This window comes from Psychrobacter sp. GP33 (genome assembly GCF_014119005.1).
In the GTDB taxonomy this organism is placed as follows: Bacteria; Pseudomonadota; Gammaproteobacteria; order Pseudomonadales; family Moraxellaceae; genus Psychrobacter.
In genome coordinates this window covers 58,061-82,305 of record NZ_JACGYX010000006.1, presented here as the reverse complement: position 1 = coordinate 82,305, position 24,245 = coordinate 58,061, and the positions used below count along the sequence as shown (strand labels likewise).

The window sequence follows — 24,245 nt, the reverse complement described above, 5'->3', positions numbered from 1 at the left end:
ACTTAACACTTAATTAAAGGTGCCGTTTTGATGGATTAAATTGTAAAAGTAGGAGACCGATATGAGCACCCTGACGACCAACCCAAGTGATGTTAAGTTCACCCCATATGTGCCTGCTGACGATGAAGAATATATGTCTGAAGCGCAATTAGAGCATTTTCGAGCCATCTTATTGGATTGGAAAGAACAGCTGGTTGGCGAAGCAGACCGCACGAAGACCTATATTCAAGATGAGTCGAGTGCCATGCCTGATATCAATGACCGGGCAACCCAAGAAGAAGAGTTTGCATTGACTTTGCGTACGCGCGACCGTGAACGTAAGCTGATTCGTAAAATTGACAAATCGATGGCAGAAATCGATGGAGATGATTATGGATTCTGCGACACTTGCGGTGTTGAGATTGGCTTGCGTCGCCTAGAAGCACGTCCAACAGCTACTCAATGTATCGACTGCAAAACATTATCTGAAATAAAAGAGCGTCAAAATCAAGGGGCATAATAAGTTTATAGTGGCTCTATAAGCGCCTTATTATCCTTAACGATTATTTTCTTTTAATAAGCGACCTTTAAACAGGTCGCTTATTTTTTTATGGCAATAATATATGGCTCACAAAATATCTGAATTTTATTGATATCTTTTTATAATCACTTTCTTTATTCTATCTATATTCTTCTACTTTCGACAGTTATCTATTTTGACACTTATTCATACCCCTACCGATATATCATTGGTAAAAAGACAACCCATCGGGCGCTTTGCCCCTTCGCCAACGGGTGAGCTGCATTTGGGCTCACTGACCACAGCACTGGCAAGTTTTTGTCATATTAAATCTTTGGGCGGTATTTGGCGCTTGCGTATTGAGGATACAGATACTGACCGCTGCGCTCAGCAATTTAGCGAACAGATTATGATCGATTTGGAAGCGCTAGGTTTGCATTGGGATGGCGACGTGATTTATCAGTCGGAGCGTATTGACATCTATAATGATTATTTGTCCTCATTGCTGCGCCCGCTTACTTATGGTTGTCAATGCTCGCGTAAAAGCCTTGCGCACTATTGGTCTCAGCAGGATAATCAAGACAGTTATAAGCAGCGAGCAGAACACCAACGTTATCCGCGCTGTTGTGTGGACGCTAAGCTGAATTTGTATACCCATAAGCTACGCTTGCAACTGCCCAATCATCTGATTGGGTTTATTGACAGTATTCAGGGATTACAGTGGCAAAATCCGCAGCAAACTTTAGGGGATATGGTGGTGCGCCGGCAAGATGGCATGATCAATTATATCTTAGCGGCAAGCATTGACGACGGACTACAGCATATTAGCCATGTGATGCGTGGTCTTGATATTCTACCGCTGACCGCTGCGCAAATCAGCATTATGCACGCCTCAAAGCTGCCCAGCATAGATCATTGGTATCATTTGCCGCTAATATGCCATACCAATGGACAAAAACTATCCAAACAAAACCTGGCTCAGCCCATTGATACGCGCAAACCAAGTGCCCTGCTGGCGCTAGCATTACAGCTATTACAGCAGCCAAACGTAGATATGGACACGCCTGCGCGTATGCTCCAGCAAGCCATTGCTCAATGGGACAACACTCCGCTGCAAGGTAAGCAAGCGTTAAACAGTCCTCAGCTTTAGATATAAATACTAAGCATAGAAAAAGCGCCGCTATATGCGACGCTTTTTTATAAACAGTTTGGTTACTAATAATAACGACATTGGCTTTTTTCAATTTCAGGGCTTTCTTTATGAATTTTAAGTAGAATCGCCACCATAATCAAGCTGATTAACATCGATGAACCACCATAACTAAAGAACGGCATGGTCAAACCTTTGGTCGGCATTGCACCCATATTCATTGCCGCATTGATCACTGTTTGCGCAATAAAAATAATAGCAATACCAAACGCAGTATAGCTCATACGCATTTGCCGACGTTTTAGCGCATTGTAGCTGATGCGCATGGCACTACCAATAATCAGCGTCTCTAACAGCAAAATCGTTGCAACGCCAACAAAGCCAAGCTCCTCACCGGTAATGGCTAATAGAAAGTCGGTATGCGCTTCGGGTAAATGTGACAGCTTTTGCACACTTTCCCCATAACCGACTCCCGTAAACTGCCCACGACCAAAGGCAATTAGGCTTCGTGCCAGCTGATAATCCGTATCTTGTATATCATCAAAGGGGTCTAAAAATGATAGCGCCCGCGTCAGACGATATTGTACAAAAGCCACCGCCATCACCGCTAACACACCGACTACCGTGCCCAGTGCAATAAACTGCTTATAAGGCGCACCAGCAATATAAAATATCGCAAATACAGTGCCAACAATCACCACCAATGAGCCAAAATCCGGCTGTAATAGCAGCAATACTGTCAATAAGCCAATGACTAAAGAAATACGTAAAAAACCATCCCAGCCGTTACGCACCTCAAACGAGCGACGCACTACAAAGTCGGCAACAAAAATAATCACTACCAGCTTTGCCAGTTCAGCCACCTGAAAATTTAGAAAGCCTAAATTTAGCCAGCGCTTTGAGCCATTAATGGGCGTCCCAAATAGCGCGGCAACCAATAGTAAACCGGTGATGCCTAATAAGACGAATTGTGTCGTCGTCTGATATAGCATTTTAAGCGGCACCAAATAATAGGGAATAATGGCAAAAACCAAGCCAATACCCATATACAGTAACTGCCGATTGAAAAAGTGTAGCTCGGTCATACCGCGATTAAGGGCAAAAGGGATAGAAGCCGATGCCACCATCAATAAGCTGAGTACCAACATACAACCGACACTGGCCAATAACGTCGCGCGCGCCGAAGGCAACAACTGCCTATCGTCTGAGCCGGACGTTGACTGAAACGATTGGGAAATACGAGATAGAAAAGAGAGCGCCATAGTTTTAGATACACTGATTTTAGATACACTAACAAACAAAAAACACGGCGTTTATTGAACGCCACCGTTTACTTCAGAAAACCTAGACCGTTACTCAACTACAGCGTAATTGTTTAAGCGGACAACTACTGAGTGGATTAATAAAATGATTTCGCTATTTTTAATCTTACTGTTTTTAACCTTACTAACTTTGTTTTTGTCATACGCTCGCTTTTAAAAAACACGATTTATCAAAAATACGTTATACAAGAAACATGGTTAAAAAAAGTATTTTAGCAGCAAATTTCAAACTCACAGTAGTCAGAGATATTTAGTATGCGACAGTAGCAGTAATAATGCAGTAAAACAATGATTTATCGGCTGAACCCATTAAGTTTAGCCGATTGTAATTGTCCTTTACTTTAACTTTTTAAGGATAATTGGACACTGTTTTAACGTGCCGTTGTAGCATCTAAATCTAATTGGACAACCAGTTGGCTAAAATATTCCCCCCGCGCCTCGTAGCCACTAAATTGATCAAAGCTGGCACAAGCAGGTGATAACAACACAACCTGTATGTCTGACTTATCACTCTTATCACTTGCCTGTTTATCTGTTAACTGCTGGATAATAACAAACGCATTATCAAGCGACTGACATTGCTGTAACGCCACCTCATCACTTAGCTTTGCGGCGCGTAAATGCTGCTCAATCTTTTCACCATCGGCACCGATACACAGCACGTGGCTAACATAACGATTGATAAAAGGAGCTAGCTCGCCAAACTCCTGCCCTTTCCCTTGACCACCTAAGATTAATAGCAGCTTGCCACCTTTAGGCGCATAGACCGCCCCCAGACCCTCAATAGCCGCCATGGTCGAGCCGATATTAGTGCCTTTAGAGTCGTTAAAATAATCGACTCCGGCAATAGTTCGGACATATTGGCAACGGTGATCCAATCCAGTAAATTGCTGCAAAGTACTGAGCATCGACGATAAAGACAGTCCGGCTAGCTCGCCAAGTGCTAAGGCTGACTGGGCATTGAGCATATTATGGCGACCTTTGATGGGCAGTTGATCTGCTGATAACAGGCGTTCGGTACCACGAGCAATATAAGTTTGTCCGTCTGTATCAACAATCAACCCGTATTGACCAACATCAGGAGCATCAATGCCGGTACTAACGCATGGTAATTGCACCGCCGCTTCTGGATGCGTCAGTGTATCATCACGATTAATGACCACTGATTTTGCTCCTTGAAATACGCGATGCTTGGCTTGCTGATAGCGCGACATATCACCATGGCGATCAAGATGATCAGGTGACATATTAAGTACCGTTGCTACTTGCGCGCCAAGATTGGTCACAGTTTCAAGTTGGAAACTGGACAACTCAAGTACCGCCAGCTGCATATCAGCATTAGCAAGTAAGTTGAGGGCAGGAATACCAATATTGCCACCAACACCGACATTAACCCCAGCATCAGCCGCCATTTTTCCTACTAAAGTGGTGACGGTACTTTTGGCATTAGAACCGGTAATGGCAATTATAGGAACAGTGCACGCGTCACAAAACAGCTGGATATCACTGACGACTGGAATGTTCGCTTCAAGAGCTAAGGCGATAGCTGGGGTAGCCAGTGAAATACCCGGGCTGATAATAATACGCGCGGCTTGCTGCAACAACTCACTGTCAATCGCACCAAACTGACAGATAGTCACTGACTCTGGTAGCTGCTCTGCCAGTGCTGGCGTATTCTGATTATCGGTTACAGCAACCTCATAGCCTTTCTCAGCCAAATAATGCACCACAGACAGCCCCGACTGACCCAATCCAACCACTACTTGTAAACCACGCTGATGCTGTGAATCGATAATATGATGAGTGGCAGATTCTGTTGCAACAAGAGGGGTCATGGGGTTTCCTTTTTCAAAGCAATGTATAAGAGTGAATTGGCTAAGCGGATAAGGCTAATATAAGACAAGCCTGTCATAACAATAAGTGGCAGACTAAAACATATATCATACCCAGTATTATGGGATAATGGGTTTAGCATGATAACGGTATCGTTCAGGTTTCGATACTGCTTTTTTATCTCTATGTGCTATTATGCGCATGTTTTCATAGCCAGCGGCTAGCACTGTACTTGGCATTATGTTTTAACGTTTTAGTCTAACATTATGACCGCTATCTATTCTTACCTGTTTTTACTTCTATTTTACCTTAATGGTATACAGTTTATTTATGACCTCTTTCTTTGATAGCGTACGTGACGAATGGTTTTCTAACGTGCGAGGCGATATCCTGTCGGGTATCGTGGTCGCATTGGCACTGATTCCAGAAGCCATTGCTTTTTCTATTATCGCCGGCGTTGATCCTAAAGTGGGGTTATACGCTTCGTTTTGTATTGCGGTAGTGATTAGTTTTGTTGGTGGACGTCCGGGGATGATTTCAGCGGCAACCGGTGCGATGGCATTGGTGATGGTGACTTTGGTCGCTGACCATGGTCTACAATATCTATTGGCAGCCACATTATTATGTGGCGTCATCCAAATTGTCATGGGCATCTTAAAGCTGGGTAACTTGATGCGTTTTGTGTCGCGCTCCGTGGTGATTGGCTTTGTTAATGCGCTCGCAATTTTGATATTTGCCGCCCAACTCCCTGAGCTGAACCCGATGACGGAACGGGTCGGCACGACGGTTTATATCATGACCGCAGCAGGACTTGCTATTATTTACTTATTTCCATTGATACCCAAAATCGGGCGCGTACTGCCCTCACCGCTGGTATGTATTGTGGGTCTGACGATTGTGGCCATGTATATGAATTTAGACATCCGCAATGTGGGTAGTATGGGCGAGCTGCCAGACTCGCTACCGATGTTTTTATTACCGGACATTCCGCTGAATTTGAATACGCTAGTGATTATCGCGCCTTATTCTATTACGCTAGCGATTGTTGGACTGTTAGAGTCCATGATGACCGCTACTATTGTCGATGAGCTGACTGATACCCCAAGTAATAAAAATCGCGAATGTCGTGGACAAGGTATTGCTAACGTGGTGACGAGCTTTTTTGGTGGGATGGCAGGTTGTGCGATGATTGGTCAGTCGATGATTAACGTCAAATCTGGCGGACGTACGCGCTTATCGACTTTAATTGCCGGTGTAGTGCTACTCCTTATGGTGGTATTTTTAAGTGAATGGGTCAGCCAAATTCCAATGGCGGCGCTGGTTGCCGTGATGATTATGGTGTCGATTGGTACTTTTAACTGGCAGTCTATTCGCGAGTTTAAAACCCATCCCATGTCTTTTAATATCGTTATGTTATCGACCGTATTGACCACCGTCTTTACGCATAATTTGGCATATGGTGTCGGCGTTGGTGTCCTACTCTCAGCGTTATTCTTTGCTAATAAAATCAGGCAATTTTTAACCGTATTTAGTGAGTACGATGACGATAATAATACCCGCTATTACTATGTTCAAGGGCAAGTTTTCTTCGCCTCTACAACACAATTTTTACAGAGTTTTGATACCCGAGAAGCGCTAGACAACGTTCATATTGACGTTAGTCAAGCGCACTTTTGGGACGTCAGTGCCGTTGATACACTCGACAAACTGGTCATGCGCTTGCAGCGCGAAGGTATTGATGTCAAAGTGGTTGGACTAAATAACGCCAGCCGTACGCTAATTGATCGCTTCTCTATTCACGACCGCCGTGATATTGGATTGCTCGATTAATTCGTTTCACTAGCTCATGTCTTGCGACGATTGATTATGACTAAAATGATGTGGTTGTGTTATGAGTAATTTGAAACCTGATAGTGTGATTGCCTGTTTAGACTGCCCAGACCATGTGCAAGCGGTACTAGATGCCAGCATGTGGGCAGCGGTACGTTTGCAAGCGCCCATTGGCTTGCTCTACTCTGTGCCAAGTCTACAACAAAAAGCCGCGATTAATTATTCAGGCTGCTTAAATATTGATGATGAAAGCGCCTTGCTGGAAGAATTTACCACTAAAGAGCATTTAAGCAATTCAGAATTAAAAGCACAAGGTAAACTCTTGCTGCATCAAGCTACTGCTTACTGCGGACAACAGCATTATAAACGACCAGTCTATACCTTACATCGGCACGAGCCACTGGTTGAGAGCTTAGATTATGTCGATGAAAAATCGCAACTGGTGGTCATCGGTCATCATCTCACCTGCAAGCTGACTTTGAGTGAGCTGGTGCGTTTAAGCCAATGTCCGGTGCTTGTCACCCACGTGCATTTTTTAGCGCCGACCACTGCTTTATTTGCCTTTGATAATCGCCCAACCTCTCATAAAATGCTGAAATGGCTGTGTAAAACACCCTTAGTACGTGCATTAACCATTCATATCGTTATGATTGGCAAAGAAAATGCCACAAACTGCGATGCCTTACGCGAAGCCTATGCCCGATTAAAGCAAGCCGGGATTCAATGCAAAAAGACATTAATAGAAAGTCGCGATGTCAGCGCATCTTTAAGCTCTTATCTAGAAGAGCATCAGATTGGGCTGTTAATGACTGGTGCTTTTGGGCAATCACGCCTGCGCGAACTGCTACAAGGCAGTGACACCAAAAAACTGCTTGGCACCACCAAAATCCCTTATCTATTATTTCCTAAAGAATAATGAAATAATACTTATAACATGGTCGCTTCTTAAACTGGGTCATACAAATAAGGTCATGCATTGTCGATTGGCTGTTAAATAAAAAACAAGCGTACGCTCGTCCCTCGATTTGCTGATACCGACCGCTGGTGTTATTGAATTGACCGTCGCTTTTTAGTAAATCATCACAGGATAGTCATCCCAAGTAGGGCAAAAGTTAGCTATAATAAAATCCTGATTTTTGCTACCGTATAGACAAGCTTGTACATTCATTGCTCTTTATTAGGCTGATATGGGGTAATAAAAATAAGCAATTTGTCTGTAAGCGCAGGAATCATAAGACGCATGCGAAGGTCTGCACCAGACAGCCCCATTACCCTTATAAGGAAATTCTGTATGAAGCTCATTACTGCGATTTTAAAACCTTTTAAACTCGATGACGTTCGCGAAGCATTGTCTGATATCGGTGTCAAAGGCGTTACCGTCACCGAAGTAAAAGGGTTTGGTCGTCAAAAAGGACATACTGAGCTTTATCGTGGTGCGGAATACGTGGTGGATTTTTTACCGAAGGTCAAAGTAGAAGTAGCAGTTATTGATGAGATGGTAGACCCGGCAATAGAAGCCATTACGCGTATTGCCAGTACTGGCAAAATTGGTGATGGTAAAATTTTTGTGACCAACTTAGAACAGGTAATTCGTATACGTACTGGTGAAACCGGCTCTGACGCGATTTAAGCGGACAACCAGCTTCTTAACAGCTTGATAAATGTACGCTACAGAATTAAGAAACGCTCATTAAAAACCCCGCATACCAATCGGTATGCGGGGTTTTTTACTAACTATTTATAGTACTAACACTGAAAAACCATACATTAAATAAGGGTGCTGCATTTATTCCCTTATTTCTTTTTCCACGTTTGCGTACGGGTAAATGGACCTAAGTGACCCTTTAAATCCATAGTATCGCCTTTGACCGTAGCAGTCATACGATAGGTTTTATTTTTTGCTGGGTCAGTAATCGTGCCACCGCTATATTTGCCATTTCCATCAGCTTTTAGACCAGCAATGACGGTCATACCGACATACTGTTTGCCTTTGGCAGTATTGGCTTCAACAAGCTTACCGGTCAATACGCCATTAGATTCAGTGATTTTAACCACCCCTTTTGGCTTACCGTCTTCAAAGGTTTGCCAGCTGGTATTGGCTAATGGATCTGCGGCAAAGGCCATAGTTGCCATACTGATACCAGCAACTGTTAATACAGTTTTAGTAAATAACTTCATATATCGACTCCTTTCGTAAGATGAGATTGTAGAACGCAATGTGAGATTATAAAAGCTACTCTGCTATTAAATAGCAGCAATATTGGGCTGTCGTTCCATTCATTATAAGCAAATTCCAAATTTTGCTCAGTATATTTTTATAGACAAATGTTTCTATAAAAGAAAAACTATATCAAATAGTTACAGAAAGGGATTGTCTATAGTCTCATCTGTGGCGTCACTATTATCTTTTGACAGCGCATCATTTTTACTATAGTCAGGATGTTCAGTAAAAGCTTGCAAAATTCTACCACTGAGCGCGTGTAATTGCTGAGCTTGCTCATAGCCGATAGTATTTAGCTGTAAATCAATGTCACCGTAAATAACCACTTTATCGGTTTGATTTTCGATAACTAAATCACCAATTTGCATGCTTTGATGATTATTTGCAAAAGGTTCAATCATATGTTTCCCCTATTTCTCAAAAGCGCAGTAGGCTACTTATATAAATGCTTTTTTATCTAAATAATAGATTTATTTAAAGAATAAGCTATCGTATAAATAGTTTACAATTGGTTATTAAGCTTTTAGTTGCGCCATTAACCAATCAATTATGGCGACAACAAAAAGTTGCCAGCTTGGTTTTTCTGTTGGCACATCGGGAGCATCTATCTTCTCACCTGCCTTGAGTGGCAACATCATGGACTGCGCTTTTACTTGGCGATCGAGTACCGGCAAGACATCAATCCCAGTACGCGCTGTCAGCTCATCAATGCTGATAACTTCTATTCGCTCAGACTCATCATTGGGTGCATAGTACACGCCAGCACTATTGATCGCAGGAATATAAACGGCTTTAAAAAAGTGGCTTGGTACCAGTACTCGCCCTTTGAGCCGTTGTAGCTTTTTATTGGTAAAGGCAACGCCGGTGATGGTATAAGTGTCGCCATATTGCTGAGTTAAATAGCGAGTTACTGATTCAATATTACGCCAAATATAGCGATTGTTACGTGGTGACTGCGGGGCAATATTGGCAAGGCTGAAACTATCATACTGCTGATTGCGGTTTGCCATATCACCATTCGGCGCTAGATGTCCACGGTCAAAGCCAGAGCCTGAATAATCCGCTAATTTGGCACGCGCAGACAGCGGTAATCGGCTCTCTTCGTGAAAACTGTCTTCACGATCAATCTGTTTGGCTTGCTGCAATCGTTTACGAGTTAAATGCTCGGCTGACCATAATGGTGTACGCGAGACATCAGAATACATCACCGCAAAGCCATTAAAACATAACGCTTGAGTATCTTTACTTAATTTACTATTGGTAAATTCTGGATAAACACCGCCATAAAAATTCTCGCCGCACTGCGATAAATCCTCCGCCTGTGCCGGAAAAATACTGATACATAGCCCAACAAGCAGCGTTATCACAGTTAGACTGACACGGCTAATCTGCATTAGTGAAGACGGCTGCGGGGCAATATGCTTTTTTTGATCGTTAACAATAACATCACTTCTCATCTAACAGTTCACTCTCTTTGGCAATACGCTATCGTAGCAGGCGCAGATAGATAATGAAAGACGCACCTATATAGCATATTTTTCTTGATTGGCAAGCGCAAGTCGTGACATTGCCGCTACTATCGGCTATAATAGGCCGTCTAAAATAACCGATGTCTGTCAATATCGCGCCATTTTAATGACGTGCAACACATTGATGGTAAGCAGTTATCAAACGGTGAAGTGGGTGAGTGGCTGAAACCGCACGCCTGGAAAGTGTGTATACGTTAATAGCGTATCGAGGGTTCGAATCCCTCCTTCACCGCCAATCTTATATATGAACTCTGTTATCCTATCTTTTTTTTACTTCACTTTAAACAATAATGAATGCCTATAATAGTAAGACTTTTAGTCTCTACTTGCTAATTACGGCTGTCAAAAATTTCATACCACTAAAATATCATTCTCGACCAAATAAATACCGTAAACAGCAATGATTCACGTCTATGCTGTAAAGGCTATCTTGTCCCTAGCCTTTACAGTATTTTTGCTATTAAAAGCATTATTGGTATTTTTTTAGAGTTTCTTTAAATGATTGCTCTACAAAATTTCCGGTTGCTGGATTAAACTCTTTGCCGTTATAGGTGGTAGAAATCTTAATCTCACCATTAACGATTTTTTTAGCAAAGGTATCTAATTTATTTTTTACTTCTGGTGATACGTCATTAGCGACCGCCAGTCTCACCACATCCTGCTCACTCAGTCCAATCTCATGAATTTGATTAGGACGCCATTTACCCGTGGTTAAGTCTTGAGCAGCAGTAAGAATAGCCACACTAGCGTCAGCCACTGCCGAGCCAACAAATGTATCATCTACCTTGGTCCAATCCGATACATTCCCGATGTGACGTACCTTGCCGTCATGAGTTTTAATCTCTTCAATCACACCTTGACGCCCGGCATTGAGCATGGTGTAAATGACATCAGCACCTTTATATATCTCTGCTGAAGCCGCTTCTGCGTTGATATCTTTATTATCTAGATCACCTGTGAACCAAGTTAGAAAGGTAGCTTTAGGATTAACATATTTGAGTCCATCGTAGAAAGCAGCACGACCCATCAAACCGGGCTTTGGCCAAGCACCAGAGATATGACCAACGATGTTAGATTTAGTGGTGAGTCCAGCCAGCGCCCCTGCCAGCCATGCAGAATCTTCTTGACGTACGACATAACTGGAAAGATTATCGCCTTGTACCTGACCTTGGATAACGACAAATTTAATATTAGGAAACTCTTTACTAACAATTTCTGCAGGACCGTTGCATTGACCACCATGAGCAATAATCATATCGGGGCTTTTTTGAGCCAATTCTCGCATGGCATCCGTTAGTAGCTTTTGATCTGAAGTCGCGGATATATTGGAGACGTATGTCGCATCGACATCCAACTCTGTCTTAATCTTTTCATAGCCACGATAGGCGGCTTCCATAAAGCCGTTATCATTATGCTTCCCCGGAATGAGAACAGAGATACTGGGACGTTCTGCTGCTATGGCTTGTGTAAGTGGTGTCAAAGCTAAACCTGCGGTCATCAATAAAGCGCTTCCAATTTTATACATCTTATCATCCTTGATAATGGTGAGTTGAATCTACAGCTTATAACTATAAATAATTTACACTAAAACTTGAAGATGACCATGAATAACAGTGTTAAAGAATGTAAGATTTAAGAATAACCGATAAAATCATCATTATTTATGAAAACTTTAAAGCAATAAAAAAAGCCACTCTAAAAGTGGCTTTTTTTATTTATCTAATTTATAAAAACTCAATACTATTAAACTTAAACAAGTATCTCTCACTCACATATGTTAAAAATGATGAGTTTATAAAGATTATCTTAAAGTGAAGTCAGACCGGCGTATTCTGTGCCTTTTGATAAGACATAGCGCTTGTTGGTTTCGCCATCGGTTAAGAAACCCCCAAAGGTTTGTGATACCGCACTAAATAAGATAATACTGACTGACGTCAACGCTTCTTCTGCTAATACTTCTGTGTGCAACAGCTCTTTGGCCTTAGCGACACTAATCACTGCACAGCTTTCATTTTCACTCAAGCGGGGCTTGGCTTCATCGTTATAGTTTTTATAGCAAAAAGCTATTGAGATATATTCATCCGAGCCTGCTAATTCTGCCAAATAGGCTTTATCAATCGGTCCGCGAGCTACCGTGCATTTGACTGCAGGCTGACGCTTGAGGGGTTTTAAACGTGGGCTGTGTACGATATTAATAAATGTTTCTTGTTGTGGCGTTTTAGTCTTAAACATTATTGAGCATCCTTTCAAATAAAAGCTTGTATCATTCAAGCTTAGTGGGTGGCCTATTCTTAATAATCCTAAGTACATGACGATAATGTCATGATGTTAACTTCACGATATTAAGAACATACTACAAACTGTAGTTTGCCGTTACGTGAGTTTTATTAGTATTCCATAACTGTAACAAGTATACCATCCCTTTCATGAGTAAATAAATTAAGCTGTATTTACTAATAGCATTAACATAATCCTGTTAAGACTGCGCCAATTTTTTGACTATTTTATTTTAACTATTTTATGCTGCTGGTTTTTTAAAATAAGGGATGCGTCTTTTACTGTAGCACGGATGTATGAATTTCCTTGTGCAAAATATGTTTTATTATAGTCGCAGTTGTCCTATGTCTTTTGTGACCTATCTTAGCTTTTATAAAAGGGCGTTTTTACTTTTGTTAAGGGCGTTTTATTAACACTTAAGCCGTTACGTTTGCTGCACATCTTGACGCTTACAAATCATTGTAAAAAGAGTAGACTGGCACAAATTTTTATAGCAATGCACGAAGGTTTTAATCCCCTTTTTACTGCTAAGGATCAGTTTATTATTTATGAATACTGAGCATTTTTTATGAGTAATAAGTACTTGGCTTCTCAAACCCGTCCGTCAATTCTAACGTTATATTGGCCGATGGTAGTAATTGCTGCTCTAGCATTGACGCTACGCCCGACGCTAACATCTACCGGTCCTTTATTGGCGGAAATTCGCTTGAGCACTGGTATAAGCTTGCAAACAGCGTCATTACTGGTAGTCTTGCCGATGTTATGTATGGGAATATTTCCTTTATTGTTACCTTGGATTGGTAGGCGGTTAAGTGAAAGCGCATGGATTGTAGCAGGCTTGTTTGCCATTGCAGCAGCGGGCGTGTGGCGGTTGGGATTGACCACAGGCTGGGCGTTAATTGCCAGTACCTTGCTTGGTGGTATTGGAATTGCGGTGGTGCAAGCGATGGCTCCGGGCGTGGTAAAACGCTGGTATCCTAAGCGCGTACCTCTGGCAATGGGTATTTATTCAGCGGCGTTGATGACGGGTGGCGGCTTGGCTGCTATGGTCAGTCCGTTAGTAGCTGAGCATTATGGTCATTGGCAAGCAGGTTTAGGTGTATGGCTGATTTTTCCGGTCATTGCCCTTGTCCTATGGTGGTTAAAAGCCAGCGAGGAGATGAATAACTCAATCCATTCTATAAAAATTAATTTTTTTGGCAAGCGGCGTGCATGGCTGCTCGCCAGCTATTTTGGTCTGGCAAATGCCGGTTACGCCTGTATGATTGCTTGGTTACCAAGCTACGCTCGTGGCCTAGGCTGGAGCGCGCAGGATAGTGGCGAGCTGATTGGCATTATGACCATCTTGCAGGTGGTTGGCGCACTGGGCGCGCCCGTACTGTCGGCAAAACGCTTAGATCGTCGTCCTTGGTTGTTTTTTGCAGTGGGTATTCAGGTACTCGGGTTTATTGGACTGTTGCTTATGCCGAAGGCGCTTCTTATCTTATGGGTGGCGATGATTGGCTGTGGTCTTGGTGCGTGTTTTTCTTTAACATTGACGGTGGCGCTTGATCATCTATCTGAGCCAAGCCTTGCTGGCGCGCTGACCGCATTTGTACAAGGGATTGGCTTTATTATTACCGCCATTATTCCTTATATCGCAGGCGTACTGCGCGAATGGACAGGCAGTTTTCAAGCAGTATGGCTGATGTTACTCATGACGCTTATTGGTATGCTCGTGGTTACTATAAAATTTAATCCTGCGCACTATACTCAAGTGATGAATATGCCTGATATTTAATTCATTTAAAATTCTAGTGGTTCATTTACTCTAACGCGTGTGCCCTAAAAAGCACCGACATGCATCCATAAGATTAATCCTATAAATAATAATAACAGGTAACGCTTATGACGATAAATATCGTTAATATTGTTTTTATCATCCATTTTCTTTTATTAATAGTCATCTCGCTGCGGGTATTATCTCGTCATGATTTGACCTCGCCTGCTCGATTGGTTTGGCTCGTGGTATTATTCTTACTGCCCTATGCCGGAGTGGTGGTGTATTGGCTATTCGGAGAAATTCATTTGGGTCGTGATTTTGAGCGTAAGAATCGTGCCATTATTGAACGCCTACATCAGCAAGCACCTGCCGTGTTGGGCAGTGATGCGTCACTACGTATAGGGGTCAAGCATGAGTATCATGCTGCATTTGCCTATGGTGCCAATGTCACAGGTTATCATACGACGCTTGGTAACCGTGCTGAGCTGATGGCAGATGCCGATGAAACCCGCACGCGTATGATTGCTGATTTCGATGCAGCAACCGATCATATTCATGTGCTGTATTACATTTGGCTGCTTGATGGCATGGGCACAGATACCGCACAAGCGCTGATTCGGGCAGCAAAACGCGGCGTTACTTGTCGCGCCATGGTTGATGGTATGGGTTCACGCAAGATGGTGAACTCAAAGCTATGGAAGGAGATGAAATCTGCGGGCGTGCAAGTCAGTGTGGCGCTACCGATTAGTAATTTCATTAAAGTGTTATTGTTTAGTCGTATCGATTTGCGCAATCACCGCAAAATCACGGTCATTGACGGTAAAATTGGCTATAGCGGTAGTCGCAATTGCGCGGATCCTGAATTTAGCCCAAAGCCAAAGTATGCACCTTGGGTAGATATTATGCTGCGTGTGGAAGGTCCAGTGGTCGCCCAAAATCAGATGCTATTTGCCAGTGATTGGTTAATGGAAAATCCCGACACGCCACTTAGCAGTTTTTCTTATGACACTCAGCCAAAAGAAAATGGCTTTGCCGCGCAGGTATTTGCCGATGGTCCAATCCAGCAGCGCGGCGCTTCTCCACAATTTTTGGGCGCGCTGATCAGTCAGGCTCAGCATACCTTGATGATTTCAACGCCCTATTTTGTACCTGATTATTCGCTAGTTAGTATCCTATGTGCTACTGCCTATCGTGGTGTCGATGTGACGATGATTTTCCCCAAAAATAACGACTCATTCGTAGTCGCTGCCACCAGTCGCAGCTATTACTGGGAATTGTTAGAAGCTGGAGTCAAAATTTACGAGTATAAACCGGGCTTATTACACGCCAAAACCTTGACCATTGATGGTGAAATCAGCTTGATTGGCTCAACCAACTTAGACTTACGCAGCTTTGATTTGAACTATGAAAATAACGTGGTCATGAGCAATAAGGCATTAACCGCTGATATTATGGCGCGCCAATATCAATATATTGCAGACTCCGTCGAAGTTAAGCGCGAACAAGTCGAACAATGGCCATTATTTTATCGTATATGGAATAATATTGTGGCAACCATAGGACCAGTTCTCTAAGTCTGGACATCAGCATCTAGCGTACTCGCGGTACGTTTTTGTAAAATATAGACCACAAACTTAGCTTCAGTAGCAAAAGGCGCTGTTGCTGCACTGTCTAACAGCGCTTGGCGATTCTCTAAGCGGGCACGATAGGCATAAGGCGTCATGGTCAATAAATCGGCTAAGGCGTCAGCCGGTAAGCTTAGCGCATTTATCACTTGATGCGTGGCTACTAGCCTAAAATGCGGTGCTAAGGTTGGTAAAAATTTATCAGAATCATGCTCTCGTACGCTATCAAACAACGCCTCACGCAAACTCATCAGATGACCGATATCGGGTTTAGCAATGATTAAATAGCCTTCTTCTGTGAGCATATCAGCGAATATTTCTGGCAAAATTGGGCTAAAAATACTGCTAATTCCGTGCATACTGCCAGCACTTAATGGCAAATGTGCGGCACTAGTCACTAGTGGATAAATAGAGGTTTTTTTATTAGTATTTTTTTGATTAGCGCCTTGTTGATACCACAACCTATCCTTTATCTTACTAGATTTTGCAAGCTCTACCAATGCCGGTTTACTGATATCGGCGGCTATTAAGTTGTCGATAATTCCTTGCTGCGCCATGGCTTGGGTGTAATAACCTTCACCGCAGCCGATATCTAGCCAGTTTATTTCTGCCCTCTCATTATCAGTGCCAGTTTTATTTTGCCCCAATAACTGCGCCATTTGCTCACAAATTAGGTCTTTTAACGGTTGATAATAGCCGGCAGTTAAAAAGCGCTGGCGGGCAATAATAGACTGCTGGCTGTCGCCCGGGGCTTTAGACTTTTTTTGTTGTACAGGTAAAAGATTAACATAACCTTGGCGCGCCACATCAAAAGGATGCGGGGTATGTTTTGGGTGCAAGCTGCCATCACAGCGCCAAGTGTCAGTGGCAGGCTGGAGGGGCGATTGACAAATAGGGCAAATAAATAGGGTCACGAGCATCTCGAAATCAGATAAATATGCTGAGCATCTTACCAAAATTTAAGCATCAAGCGACAAAAAAGCCACTTCTCATGATATAGAAGTGGCTTTTTATTGCTACTCGTTGAAGCTACGCTACCTATTCCTAACGTAGCTTTAACGTCATAAGACCCATTACCACCAATACAATGGCAATAATCCAAAACCGCGCCACCACTTGCGTCTCTTTCCAGCCAAGCTCTTCAAAATGGTGATGCAGCGGTGCCATTCGAAAGACACGTTTTTTACGCAGCTTGTAGGAGCCTACCTGTATGATTACCGATAACGCTTCAGCGACAAACAAACCACCCATAATCGCAAAGGCAATCTCCTGACGCGTCATGACCGCAATCGTTCCCAGCATAGCGCCAAGCGATAGTGCACCCACGTCACCCATAAAGACTTGTGCGGGATGGGCGTTAAACCATAAAAACCCAAGTCCTGCGCCAATCATCGCCCCGCAGACGATAATAACTTCAGAGTTATAAGCAATATACGGTACATGCAAATAATGGGCAAATCTAACGTCTCCTGATACATATGCCATCGCGCCTAAACCAGCGGCTACCAACACAACCGGTAAAATTGCCAAACCATCTAAGCCGTCGGTTAAATTGACCGCATTGGACGCGCCATTAATCACAAAGTAGGTAAAGATAATAAAGCCAATACCAAATGGCACCACGGAGAATGGAATCGTTAGATTCTTAAAGATAGGTAATAACAAATCTTGCATTTCGCGCGTGGTATTGATGTCAGGTTGCTGCGTGGCGATATAATATAAGGATACCCCGACGAATAATGCGCCCATGGATAGCCAAAAGTATTTTTTACGAGCAATTAAACCAGTGGGGTTTTTATACTTAATTTTTAGCCAGTCATCTGCCCAGCCCACCAAGCCAAAAATAACCATGACTACTAGCAGAATCCAAACGTAGGGATTATTCAATCGCGCCCATAATAAGGTTGAGACCCCGATAGCGGTTAAAATCAAAACCCCGCCCATGGTTGGCGTACCCGTTTTGATCAAATGCGATTGCGGTCCATCATTACGAATCGCCTGCCCATATTTGAGGGTACGTAAATGGCGAATCACGCGCCCACCAAAAAACAGACTAAAGGCAAGCGCAGTAATTACTGCCAGTAACGCACGCAGCGTTAACGAAGAGACCGCATAAAACGGAGAATAAAATTGCCCAAGCCATCCAAACAACCAAACTAACACGGTCTACTCCTTTACTAGCGCATCAATAAGAGATTCCATTTGCATGGAACGAGAGCCTTTGAACAACACAGTACAAGGCTGTGCTTGCTGCGCCTGTAAATACGGCTGTAAAAAATCCAACAACTGAGGTTTATCGGTAAATGCGTGTGCCTCAATACCGCCAACGGCTTTGGCACCAGCAACGCTATCCGATGCAAATTCCCCAACACATAACAGCATATCAATACTGGTATCACTAGCAATCGTGTGCCCAAGATTGTGGTGCTCGCTGATTGCCGCCTCGCCAAGCTCACCGATATCGCCCAACACCATAATTTGAGTGCCAGTTTGCGCGGCTAATACGTGGGCAGCAGCGCGGACAGAATGTGGATTGGCATTATAAGTGTCATCAATCAGCCGATGTCTGCCCAACATTTGGCTGTTTAAGCGCCCTTTTGCTGGACGGGCATGATTTAATCCGGTGACGATATCTTGAATATCGATATTTAGCGCATAAGCACACGCTGCTGCTGCTAAAGCATTACTCACATTATGCTCACCTGCCAGCGGCAAACTGACTGCGCCTGCTTGACTACCAAGATGAAGAATAAATTCGCTGCCTTCAGCATGGACGTTAATGTCACTTGCGGTCACATCGGTGCTGCCAAAGCCAAGCACTTGCGACGTATGCGTTTTAGCTATGTTTCGCAACTGCTGAGCATAATCATCAGTGTCAGGCACGATGGCAACTTGCTTATCCGTTAAGGTATGAAAAATTTCTGCTTTGGTTTGGCAAATACCCTCACGACTACCAAACTCACCTAGATGTGCGGTACCGATATTTAAAATACACGCCACATCTGGACGCACAAGCTCTGTGGTATAGGCAATCTCACCAATATGGTTCGCGCCAAGCTCTAAGATGGCATAACGATGCTGATCTTTTAGCTCAAGCATCATCATGGGCACGCCAAAGTCATTATTTAAATTACCACGGGTAATTAGAGTCGATGCTAGGCGACTAAAAATACTGCCAAGCATCTCTTTAGCCGTTGTTTTACCGCTCGAGCCAGTAATAGCAATAACTGTCAAATCCGGATGCTGCTGACGACGATACGATGCCAGTTGCCCCAATGCCAAGCGAGTATCTGTAACCACCAATTGCGGAATATTGTTAGCAATGACAGTTACCAGTGGACGCGACACAATAACAGCGCTTGCACCTTGAGTAATCGCAATATCGAGGTAATCGTGGCCATCAAAATTATCACCAATAATGGCTAAAAAAATGTCACCAGCTTGAATGTTGCGGGTATCCGTGGCAATGCGGGTGCTAGAAACACTTACCGCTAAATCAGCGTGACTGCTATCTAGTTGCCTATCACCGAGCTGCCAGTATCCATCAAGTGCTGTTGTCGCTGCTAGCAAATTATCTTCTTGCCAGACATACAGTCCTTGCGACTGCCTACTATTATTATTATCAGCTGTCATAACGATTACCTTGTCTTATTTCTTGTCGTATTGACGATACCATTTACTATGATGGTTATATTTTTGAGGCACTAAATGGTTTTATATTCGTCCTGATTGCTACAAAGATTGTTGTAGAGCCTGTCGCAGCACCACGCTATCATCAAAATCATGACGAACACCGTTAATTTCTTGATAAGTTTCATGACCTTTGCCAGCAATTACCACAATATCATTAGCGCTGGCATGATTGACTGCGTATGTAATTGCCTGTTGGCGGTCAGACTCAATATGGGTGCGCTGATATTGCTCAGCAGTCATACCTACTTGCATGTCTTGCAAAATCACATTGGGATCTTCGGTGCGTGGATTGTCTGCGGTCAATATCACTTGATCCGCACCCGTTAATCCTGCTTGCGCCATCAACGGACGCTTACCCGTATCACGATCACCGCCGCAGCCAAATACTGCCCACAATTTGCCTTGGCAATGAGTACGCAGACTGTCCAACACTTGCACCAAGGCATCAGGTGTATGCGCGTAATCAACGATAAAGCAGCCATCTTTTGACGGCACGCGCTGCATACGCCCAACCGCGCCTTGTAATTGTGGTACTAAATCTACCATACGCTCAATATCAATGCCCAATGCGACTGTCGCTGCAATCGCGGCAAGTAAGTTGGCAACATTAAAACGTCCTAATAAAGGACTAATAATATCAATATCACCAAACGTGCTCTGTAGAGTAATTTCAACTCCTTGCAGGCTTGGTGCGATACGCGATGCTACAAAAGTCGCTGTTGACGTTGCATCTAAACTATATGTCCAGACTACTAAACCACTAGCATTTGCCGTATCCAGCATTATTTGCGCATACTCATCATCAATATTAATAATGGCATGGGTCAAAGTCGGAAAATGGGCTTTGTTAAACAACTTGGCTTTAGCGGCGACATATTCCGCCATTGTCGCATGATAATCCAAATGGTCGCGGCTAAGATTGGTATAAATAGCAACGCTGACGGGCACACCTTGTAAACGCTGCTGATCGAGACCATGCGAGCTTGCCTCAAGCGCAATTAAATCCGCATCTTCCTCACCCATTTGATATACAAACTGCTGAACTGCCAAAGCGTCACCCGTGGTATGGCTGGCTTGTATCAGCGCGCCAAGCTTACCATTACCTGCCGTACCCATGACCGCGCTGCTCATATCCGCTAATTGTGCTAATTGCGCAATCAGCTGACTGATGGTGGTTTTACCATTCGTGCCCGTCACTGCAACCACAATTGGCAACGTAACTGGCTGGCGATATTGCAAACACGCTTGCACCAAATCGCCTAAAAAATCACGAATATTGGGCACATAGATAACCGGACAAGCAAGAGCCTCGTTAGTCAGTAAAGTTGTGTGATCAACTTCTGATAAAATAAAGGCTGCGTTTTGTGCAGCTTGATAAAGATAAGCCCTACTTTTTTGGCAGTCTTGTGTGTGACTGGCTAGCAACACAAACATATCATTTGTAGCAACCGCGCGACTATCTAGCTTTATATTTTGAAAGGGCAAGTTAGACACTGAATGTAAATGAGGAAGTGCCTGTAATTGTGCCGTCCATTGCCTTTTTAGATTGCTATTGCCATGACTGACGATGTCAACGCGATTGTCACCCTCAGCATCATAATTGGGCGTCTGGTCCAGCAGCAGCTGCAAGGTAATATCGCGTGTCAATGTCGGCATGAGAGATTTAAATCCTAAACATATTAAAGGTGACTGAGCATTAAAATAAGTAAGCACTTAAATAAAACAGTAATGTGCTCTACTTCGTTTGTAAAGGCTTATCGAGCGGCACATTATATAACCGTAGCGCCTCTTTCATCACATTATGAAAAACAGGTGCTGATGTAAAACCAGCGTAAAACTGTCCACGCGGATCTTCAACCAATACCACGCCAACTAATCTCGGGTTAGACGCTGGGGCAATACCAGCAAATACGTTGCGATACTGATCGGTATAATAACCGCCCTCAGGATTGATACGGCGTGATGTCCCTGTTTTACCGGCTACGCGGTATCCATCAATGGCAGCAGCAACCGCTGTACCACCAGGCGCTGTTACCGACTCTAACATCTGCACAATCGACATCGCTTGCTCGTGCGCCATAATGCGCTTACTGGGCAGCGGTTTGTCACTTTTAATCAAGGTTAACGGGTGCATCACGCCGCCTGCGGCCAGTGCGGCATATGCCTGTGCCACTTGTGCTAGGGTTACTTGTAGGCCATAACCATAACTGATGGTGGCGCGACGGGACAGCTCTTTTTCTTTTGGCGTGACCAATAATCCACTGCCTTCGCCCGGGAACTGTAATGGGGTTTTGGTACCAAAGCCAAACTGTCGTTGCATATTAGTAATGGCATCAGGTGGCAAAGATAAAGCAATCTTGGTAGAGGCGACGTTACTTGATTTTTGTAGTAGCGTTGCCATGTTTATCGAGCCCAAATTATCATGGTCACGAATGGTGTAACCTTTGACATGAATAGAGCCAGGATTGGTATCAATTAACGAGGTAGGCGTATATTTACCTGAATCTAGCGCCGCCGCCACGGTAAAAGGTTTCATAACCGAACCCGGCTCAAACACGTCTAGTAATGCACGGTTGCGCTGGTTTTCACCAGTCATCTCATTTAAATTATTCGAGTTAAAAGACGGCCACGTTGATAAGGCAAGCACTTCACCTGTTTGCACGTCCACAATCATACCCGTTGACCATAGCGCTTGACGCAAACGCCCTACTTTTTCCAGCTCTTTATAAAGCAAATACTGCAATCGTGAGTCAATCGTGAGGGCAACATCTTGCCCAGCAATTTCTGGCTCTAATTGTTTAATTTCTTTTAAGCTGTTTTGCTTAGCATCTTTTAGAATTAAAACTTTGCCATCTTTACCGGCAAGCTCAGTTTCATACTGACGTTCAATGCCAGCGCGCCCTTCATAACCGCCCTCTGGATCATTAGCATTTTGCCCCATAAAACCCAATAATTGCGAGTTTGGTTGCGGCTGCGGATAAAAACGCTGGAAAAAAGTCTTTTCATAAACGCCAGGAAAGTCTAATGAGCTCACACTTTGAGCAATCTCAGGCGTTACCTTATTTAATAGCGGCAAATAATGCGAGCCTGCTCCAGAAGGTAGCGCAGCTTTTACCAATTCTTCTTTAGTCACATCAATACTGTCATCAATTTTGGTAACTTTTTGCAGATCTGTCACCGGTATATTGGCAGCAGCCGCAAGCATCGTCAAATCCATGTCATCTAGGCGCTTTTGCATCCGCGCTTGTAATTTTGGCTGGTCAGGATTACTTATTTTAATCCGTTTTATCTCGTAATATTCACGTGCATAATCATATGGGCTAAAAGAGACGGTTGCCAATGGCGCACTAACCGCTAAAGGTAAATGATTGCGATCGGTAATCATACCTCGGTATGATTTTTGGGTGCGCTCACTGGTAATCAGCTCATTACCCTTGTCTTGGTAAAACTGTGCATTAGCCACTTGCAGATAAAAAGCACGGCAGACAAGCAGCGCCAAAATGATAAACGACAGTCCCCAAATGGTACGAAATCGATTTTTATCATATTCAAAACCGCCCCGTGTTGAGGCACCTGACGCTTTACTAAAAATGACTTTTTTACTTTTGCGATTTTTGATGCTGGTATAAGCACCTTGGGTGTCGCTCTTTTTAAGACGATTGGTTATTTTGGTCGAGCGACTTTTCGTACTGGCTTTACCAGCACTGATTTTTGCCGTGGTTTTACGCACTGGACGTTTGCCAACAGGTGCGGCGCTGGTACTTTTACCGTTTTTATCAGTGCTCTTTTTAATACCGCTTTTGCCAATGCTGCTACGACGTATGGGCGAAGTCACTTTACCGCTTTCTGACCTTTTAGCAGTGGCAGCACTTGGCTTTTTTTGGCTTTTTTTGTCAGTTTTATTTCCGTTGTCGCTCATCGTCCTGCCTCCACGGTAGTTGGGCTTACCGCTTCAGTCACTGCAACAGCAGCACCTGGCTGGATAATAAGCTTATCTTTAAAAGTTGGGGTATACATTCCCAATTCAGAAACCGCGCGGCTGGCAATTTGCGGGGTGGCACTAAAAGTCTGCTGCTCAATTAATAAACGCTGATGCTCAATTTGCAACGTGCGCTCTTGTTTTTTCATATCTTGCAAGGCTTTATAATCCTGATGATATTGTTGAATCGATTCGGCGGTTTTAATACCACTCCACACAATAGCAGCTGCCAACAACAGTAGTATCGCTACATATATTCTCACGATACTAAAACGCTGCACGAATAATTCACCAATATCCGCATCGGGCGTGGTCTTAGTATGATGACGGGTTGTAGGTCTGCCAGTTATTGCCATGACTGTCTCAAAAAAGTAAACTCAATTATAAAAAAGAATACAGCCAACGCATTATGCCGTTAGCTGCCTATCACTACCAACACTAAACTGTCAGCATGAAATTACCCACCCTAAACCACTATTAGTAAAATATCATCAATATTAAGCCTACTTTTACAGACCTACTCTA

The 24,245-nt window shown here is 43.5% G+C and carries 20 protein-coding genes and 1 tRNA gene; 8 read left to right on the top strand and 13 right to left on the bottom strand.

Features of this window, described 5'->3' with window-relative positions; translation table 11 throughout:
* Positions 1-61 precede the first annotated feature (61 nt).
* Together dksA and gluQRS are read left to right on the top strand one after the other, a co-directional pair.
* Positions 62-499 (top strand): RNA polymerase-binding protein DksA, encoded by a 438-nt coding sequence (gene dksA / locus H2245_RS09645; protein WP_182407187.1) that lies wholly within the window; start codon positions 62-64, stop codon positions 497-499.
* A 196-nt stretch (positions 500-695) separates the two neighbouring features.
* Positions 696-1,649, top strand: a complete 954-nt coding sequence (gene gluQRS / locus H2245_RS09640; RefSeq protein WP_404944674.1) for a tRNA glutamyl-Q(34) synthetase GluQRS — start codon at positions 696-698, stop codon at positions 1,647-1,649.
* Positions 1,650-1,714: 65 nt separating this feature from the next.
* Here gluQRS and ftsW read toward each other — a convergent pair whose 3' ends face one another.
* Complete coding sequence (gene ftsW, locus H2245_RS09635) at positions 1,715-2,911, bottom strand: putative lipid II flippase FtsW (RefSeq protein ID WP_182407186.1); 1,197 nt, start codon at positions 2,909-2,911, stop codon at positions 1,715-1,717.
* Between the two features lie 431 nt (positions 2,912-3,342).
* Positions 3,343-4,806, bottom strand: a complete 1,464-nt coding sequence (murD, locus tag H2245_RS09630) for a UDP-N-acetylmuramoyl-L-alanine--D-glutamate ligase (RefSeq protein WP_182407185.1) — start codon at positions 4,804-4,806, stop codon at positions 3,343-3,345.
* 328 nt (positions 4,807-5,134) lie between these two features.
* Here murD and H2245_RS09625 point away from each other — a divergent pair, with 328 nt between their 5' ends.
* The 3 genes from H2245_RS09625 to H2245_RS09615 all read left to right on the top strand — a co-directional run bounded on the left by H2245_RS09625 (position 5,135) and on the right by H2245_RS09615 (position 8,264).
* Positions 5,135-6,634, top strand: a complete 1,500-nt coding sequence (locus tag H2245_RS09625; RefSeq protein WP_182407184.1) for a SulP family inorganic anion transporter — start codon at positions 5,135-5,137, stop codon at positions 6,632-6,634.
* A gap of 61 nt (positions 6,635-6,695) precedes the next feature.
* Positions 6,696-7,550 carry a universal stress protein gene (locus H2245_RS09620; protein ID WP_182407183.1) on the top strand — a complete coding sequence of 285 codons (855 nt, stop codon included), beginning with the start codon at positions 6,696-6,698 and terminating at the stop codon, positions 7,548-7,550.
* Positions 7,551-7,925: 375 nt separating this feature from the next.
* Positions 7,926-8,264: a P-II family nitrogen regulator gene (locus tag H2245_RS09615; protein WP_182407182.1), complete on the top strand. Its 339-nt coding sequence runs from the start codon at positions 7,926-7,928 to the stop codon at positions 8,262-8,264.
* A 164-nt stretch (positions 8,265-8,428) separates the two neighbouring features.
* On the opposite strand, the gene H2245_RS09610 is transcribed toward H2245_RS09615, so the two are convergent.
* From H2245_RS09610 to H2245_RS09600, 3 genes are all read right to left on the bottom strand, one after another.
* Complete coding sequence (locus tag H2245_RS09610) at positions 8,429-8,812, bottom strand: DUF2147 domain-containing protein (RefSeq protein ID WP_182407181.1); 384 nt, start codon at positions 8,810-8,812, stop codon at positions 8,429-8,431.
* 180 nt (positions 8,813-8,992) lie between these two features.
* Positions 8,993-9,256, bottom strand: coding sequence for a hypothetical protein (locus H2245_RS09605; protein ID WP_182407180.1), 264 nt, complete (start codon positions 9,254-9,256; stop codon positions 8,993-8,995).
* 114 nt (positions 9,257-9,370) lie between these two features.
* Complete coding sequence (locus H2245_RS09600; protein ID WP_259365162.1) at positions 9,371-10,312, bottom strand: DNA/RNA non-specific endonuclease; 942 nt, start codon at positions 10,310-10,312, stop codon at positions 9,371-9,373.
* A gap of 216 nt (positions 10,313-10,528) precedes the next feature.
* On the opposite strand from H2245_RS09600, the gene H2245_RS09595 reads away from it, so the two are divergent.
* Positions 10,529-10,619, top strand: a tRNA-Ser gene (locus tag H2245_RS09595).
* Between the two features lie 234 nt (positions 10,620-10,853).
* Here the strand turns inward: H2245_RS09595 and H2245_RS09590 are convergent.
* Positions 10,854-11,909 carry a BMP family protein gene (locus tag H2245_RS09590; RefSeq protein WP_182407179.1) on the bottom strand — a complete coding sequence of 352 codons (1,056 nt, stop codon included), beginning with the start codon at positions 11,907-11,909 and terminating at the stop codon, positions 10,854-10,856.
* 281 nt (positions 11,910-12,190) lie between these two features.
* Positions 12,191-12,616: a hypothetical protein gene (locus H2245_RS09585; protein WP_182407178.1), complete on the bottom strand. Its 426-nt coding sequence runs from the start codon at positions 12,614-12,616 to the stop codon at positions 12,191-12,193.
* A gap of 613 nt (positions 12,617-13,229) precedes the next feature.
* Here H2245_RS09585 and H2245_RS09580 point away from each other — a divergent pair.
* Together H2245_RS09580 and cls are read left to right on the top strand one after the other, a co-directional pair.
* Positions 13,230-14,441 (top strand): CynX/NimT family MFS transporter, encoded by a 1,212-nt coding sequence (locus tag H2245_RS09580; protein ID WP_182407177.1) that lies wholly within the window; start codon positions 13,230-13,232, stop codon positions 14,439-14,441.
* 107 nt (positions 14,442-14,548) lie between these two features.
* Positions 14,549-15,997 (top strand): cardiolipin synthase, encoded by a 1,449-nt coding sequence (gene cls, locus H2245_RS09575; RefSeq protein WP_182407176.1) that lies wholly within the window; start codon positions 14,549-14,551, stop codon positions 15,995-15,997.
* Here the strand turns inward: cls and H2245_RS09570 are convergent.
* The 6 genes from H2245_RS09570 to H2245_RS09545 form a co-directional block, all read right to left on the bottom strand.
* Entirely contained in the window at positions 15,994-16,968 is a 975-nt protein-coding gene (locus H2245_RS09570; protein ID WP_182407175.1) for a putative RNA methyltransferase, read from the bottom strand. The two genes, cls and H2245_RS09570, sit on opposite strands and share 4 nt — an antisense overlap.
* Positions 16,969-17,092: 124 nt before the next feature.
* A complete protein-coding gene (mraY, locus tag H2245_RS09565; RefSeq protein WP_182407174.1) occupies positions 17,093-18,211 on the bottom strand; it encodes a phospho-N-acetylmuramoyl-pentapeptide-transferase in 1,119 nt (372 codons plus the stop codon).
* Positions 18,212-18,214: 3 nt separating this feature from the next.
* Positions 18,215-19,681 carry a UDP-N-acetylmuramoyl-tripeptide--D-alanyl-D-alanine ligase gene (gene murF, locus H2245_RS09560; RefSeq protein WP_182407173.1) on the bottom strand — a complete coding sequence of 489 codons (1,467 nt, stop codon included), beginning with the start codon at positions 19,679-19,681 and terminating at the stop codon, positions 18,215-18,217.
* A 99-nt stretch (positions 19,682-19,780) separates the two neighbouring features.
* Entirely contained in the window at positions 19,781-21,397 is a 1,617-nt protein-coding gene (locus H2245_RS09555) for a UDP-N-acetylmuramoyl-L-alanyl-D-glutamate--2,6-diaminopimelate ligase (RefSeq protein WP_182407172.1), read from the bottom strand.
* A 79-nt stretch (positions 21,398-21,476) separates the two neighbouring features.
* Positions 21,477-23,660: a penicillin-binding transpeptidase domain-containing protein gene (locus H2245_RS09550; RefSeq protein ID WP_182407171.1), complete on the bottom strand. Its 2,184-nt coding sequence runs from the start codon at positions 23,658-23,660 to the stop codon at positions 21,477-21,479.
* On the bottom strand, positions 23,657-24,076 hold the full coding sequence (locus H2245_RS09545; RefSeq protein ID WP_182407170.1) for a cell division protein FtsL: 420 nt from the start codon (positions 24,074-24,076) through the stop codon (positions 23,657-23,659). The genes H2245_RS09550 and H2245_RS09545 overlap by 4 nt, the downstream gene beginning before the upstream one ends.
* Between the last annotated feature and the right edge of the window lie 169 nt (positions 24,077-24,245).

Bases quoted from the DNA above. Each gene is read 5' to 3' on its own strand.
- dksA (WP_182407187.1), top strand. From the start codon at position 62: ATGAGCACCCTGACGACCAACCCAAGTGATGTTAAGTTCACCCCATAT.
- ftsW (WP_182407186.1), bottom strand. From the start codon at position 2,911: ATGGCGCTCTCTTTTCTATCTCGTATTTCCCAATCGTTTCAGTCAACG.
- murD (WP_182407185.1), bottom strand. From the start codon at position 4,806: ATGACCCCTCTTGTTGCAACAGAATCTGCCACTCATCATATTATCGAT.
- H2245_RS09625 (WP_182407184.1), top strand. From the start codon at position 5,135: ATGACCTCTTTCTTTGATAGCGTACGTGACGAATGGTTTTCTAACGTG.
- H2245_RS09620 (WP_182407183.1), top strand. From the start codon at position 6,696: ATGAGTAATTTGAAACCTGATAGTGTGATTGCCTGTTTAGACTGCCCA.
- H2245_RS09615 (WP_182407182.1), top strand. From the start codon at position 7,926: ATGAAGCTCATTACTGCGATTTTAAAACCTTTTAAACTCGATGACGTT.
- H2245_RS09610 (WP_182407181.1), bottom strand. From the start codon at position 8,812: ATGAAGTTATTTACTAAAACTGTATTAACAGTTGCTGGTATCAGTATG.
- H2245_RS09605 (WP_182407180.1), bottom strand. From the start codon at position 9,256: ATGATTGAACCTTTTGCAAATAATCATCAAAGCATGCAAATTGGTGAT.
- H2245_RS09600 (WP_259365162.1), bottom strand. From the start codon at position 10,312: ATGAGAAGTGATGTTATTGTTAACGATCAAAAAAAGCATATTGCCCCG.
- H2245_RS09590 (WP_182407179.1), bottom strand. From the start codon at position 11,909: ATGTATAAAATTGGAAGCGCTTTATTGATGACCGCAGGTTTAGCTTTG.
- H2245_RS09585 (WP_182407178.1), bottom strand. From the start codon at position 12,616: ATGTTTAAGACTAAAACGCCACAACAAGAAACATTTATTAATATCGTA.
- H2245_RS09580 (WP_182407177.1), top strand. From the start codon at position 13,230: ATGAGTAATAAGTACTTGGCTTCTCAAACCCGTCCGTCAATTCTAACG.
- cls (WP_182407176.1), top strand. From the start codon at position 14,549: ATGACGATAAATATCGTTAATATTGTTTTTATCATCCATTTTCTTTTA.
- H2245_RS09570 (WP_182407175.1), bottom strand. From the start codon at position 16,968: ATGCTCGTGACCCTATTTATTTGCCCTATTTGTCAATCGCCCCTCCAG.
- murF (WP_182407173.1), bottom strand. From the start codon at position 19,681: ATGACAGCTGATAATAATAATAGTAGGCAGTCGCAAGGACTGTATGTC.
- H2245_RS09555 (WP_182407172.1), bottom strand. From the start codon at position 21,397: ATGCCGACATTGACACGCGATATTACCTTGCAGCTGCTGCTGGACCAG.
- H2245_RS09550 (WP_182407171.1), bottom strand. From the start codon at position 23,660: ATGAGCGACAACGGAAATAAAACTGACAAAAAAAGCCAAAAAAAGCCA.
- H2245_RS09545 (WP_182407170.1), bottom strand. From the start codon at position 24,076: ATGGCAATAACTGGCAGACCTACAACCCGTCATCATACTAAGACCACG.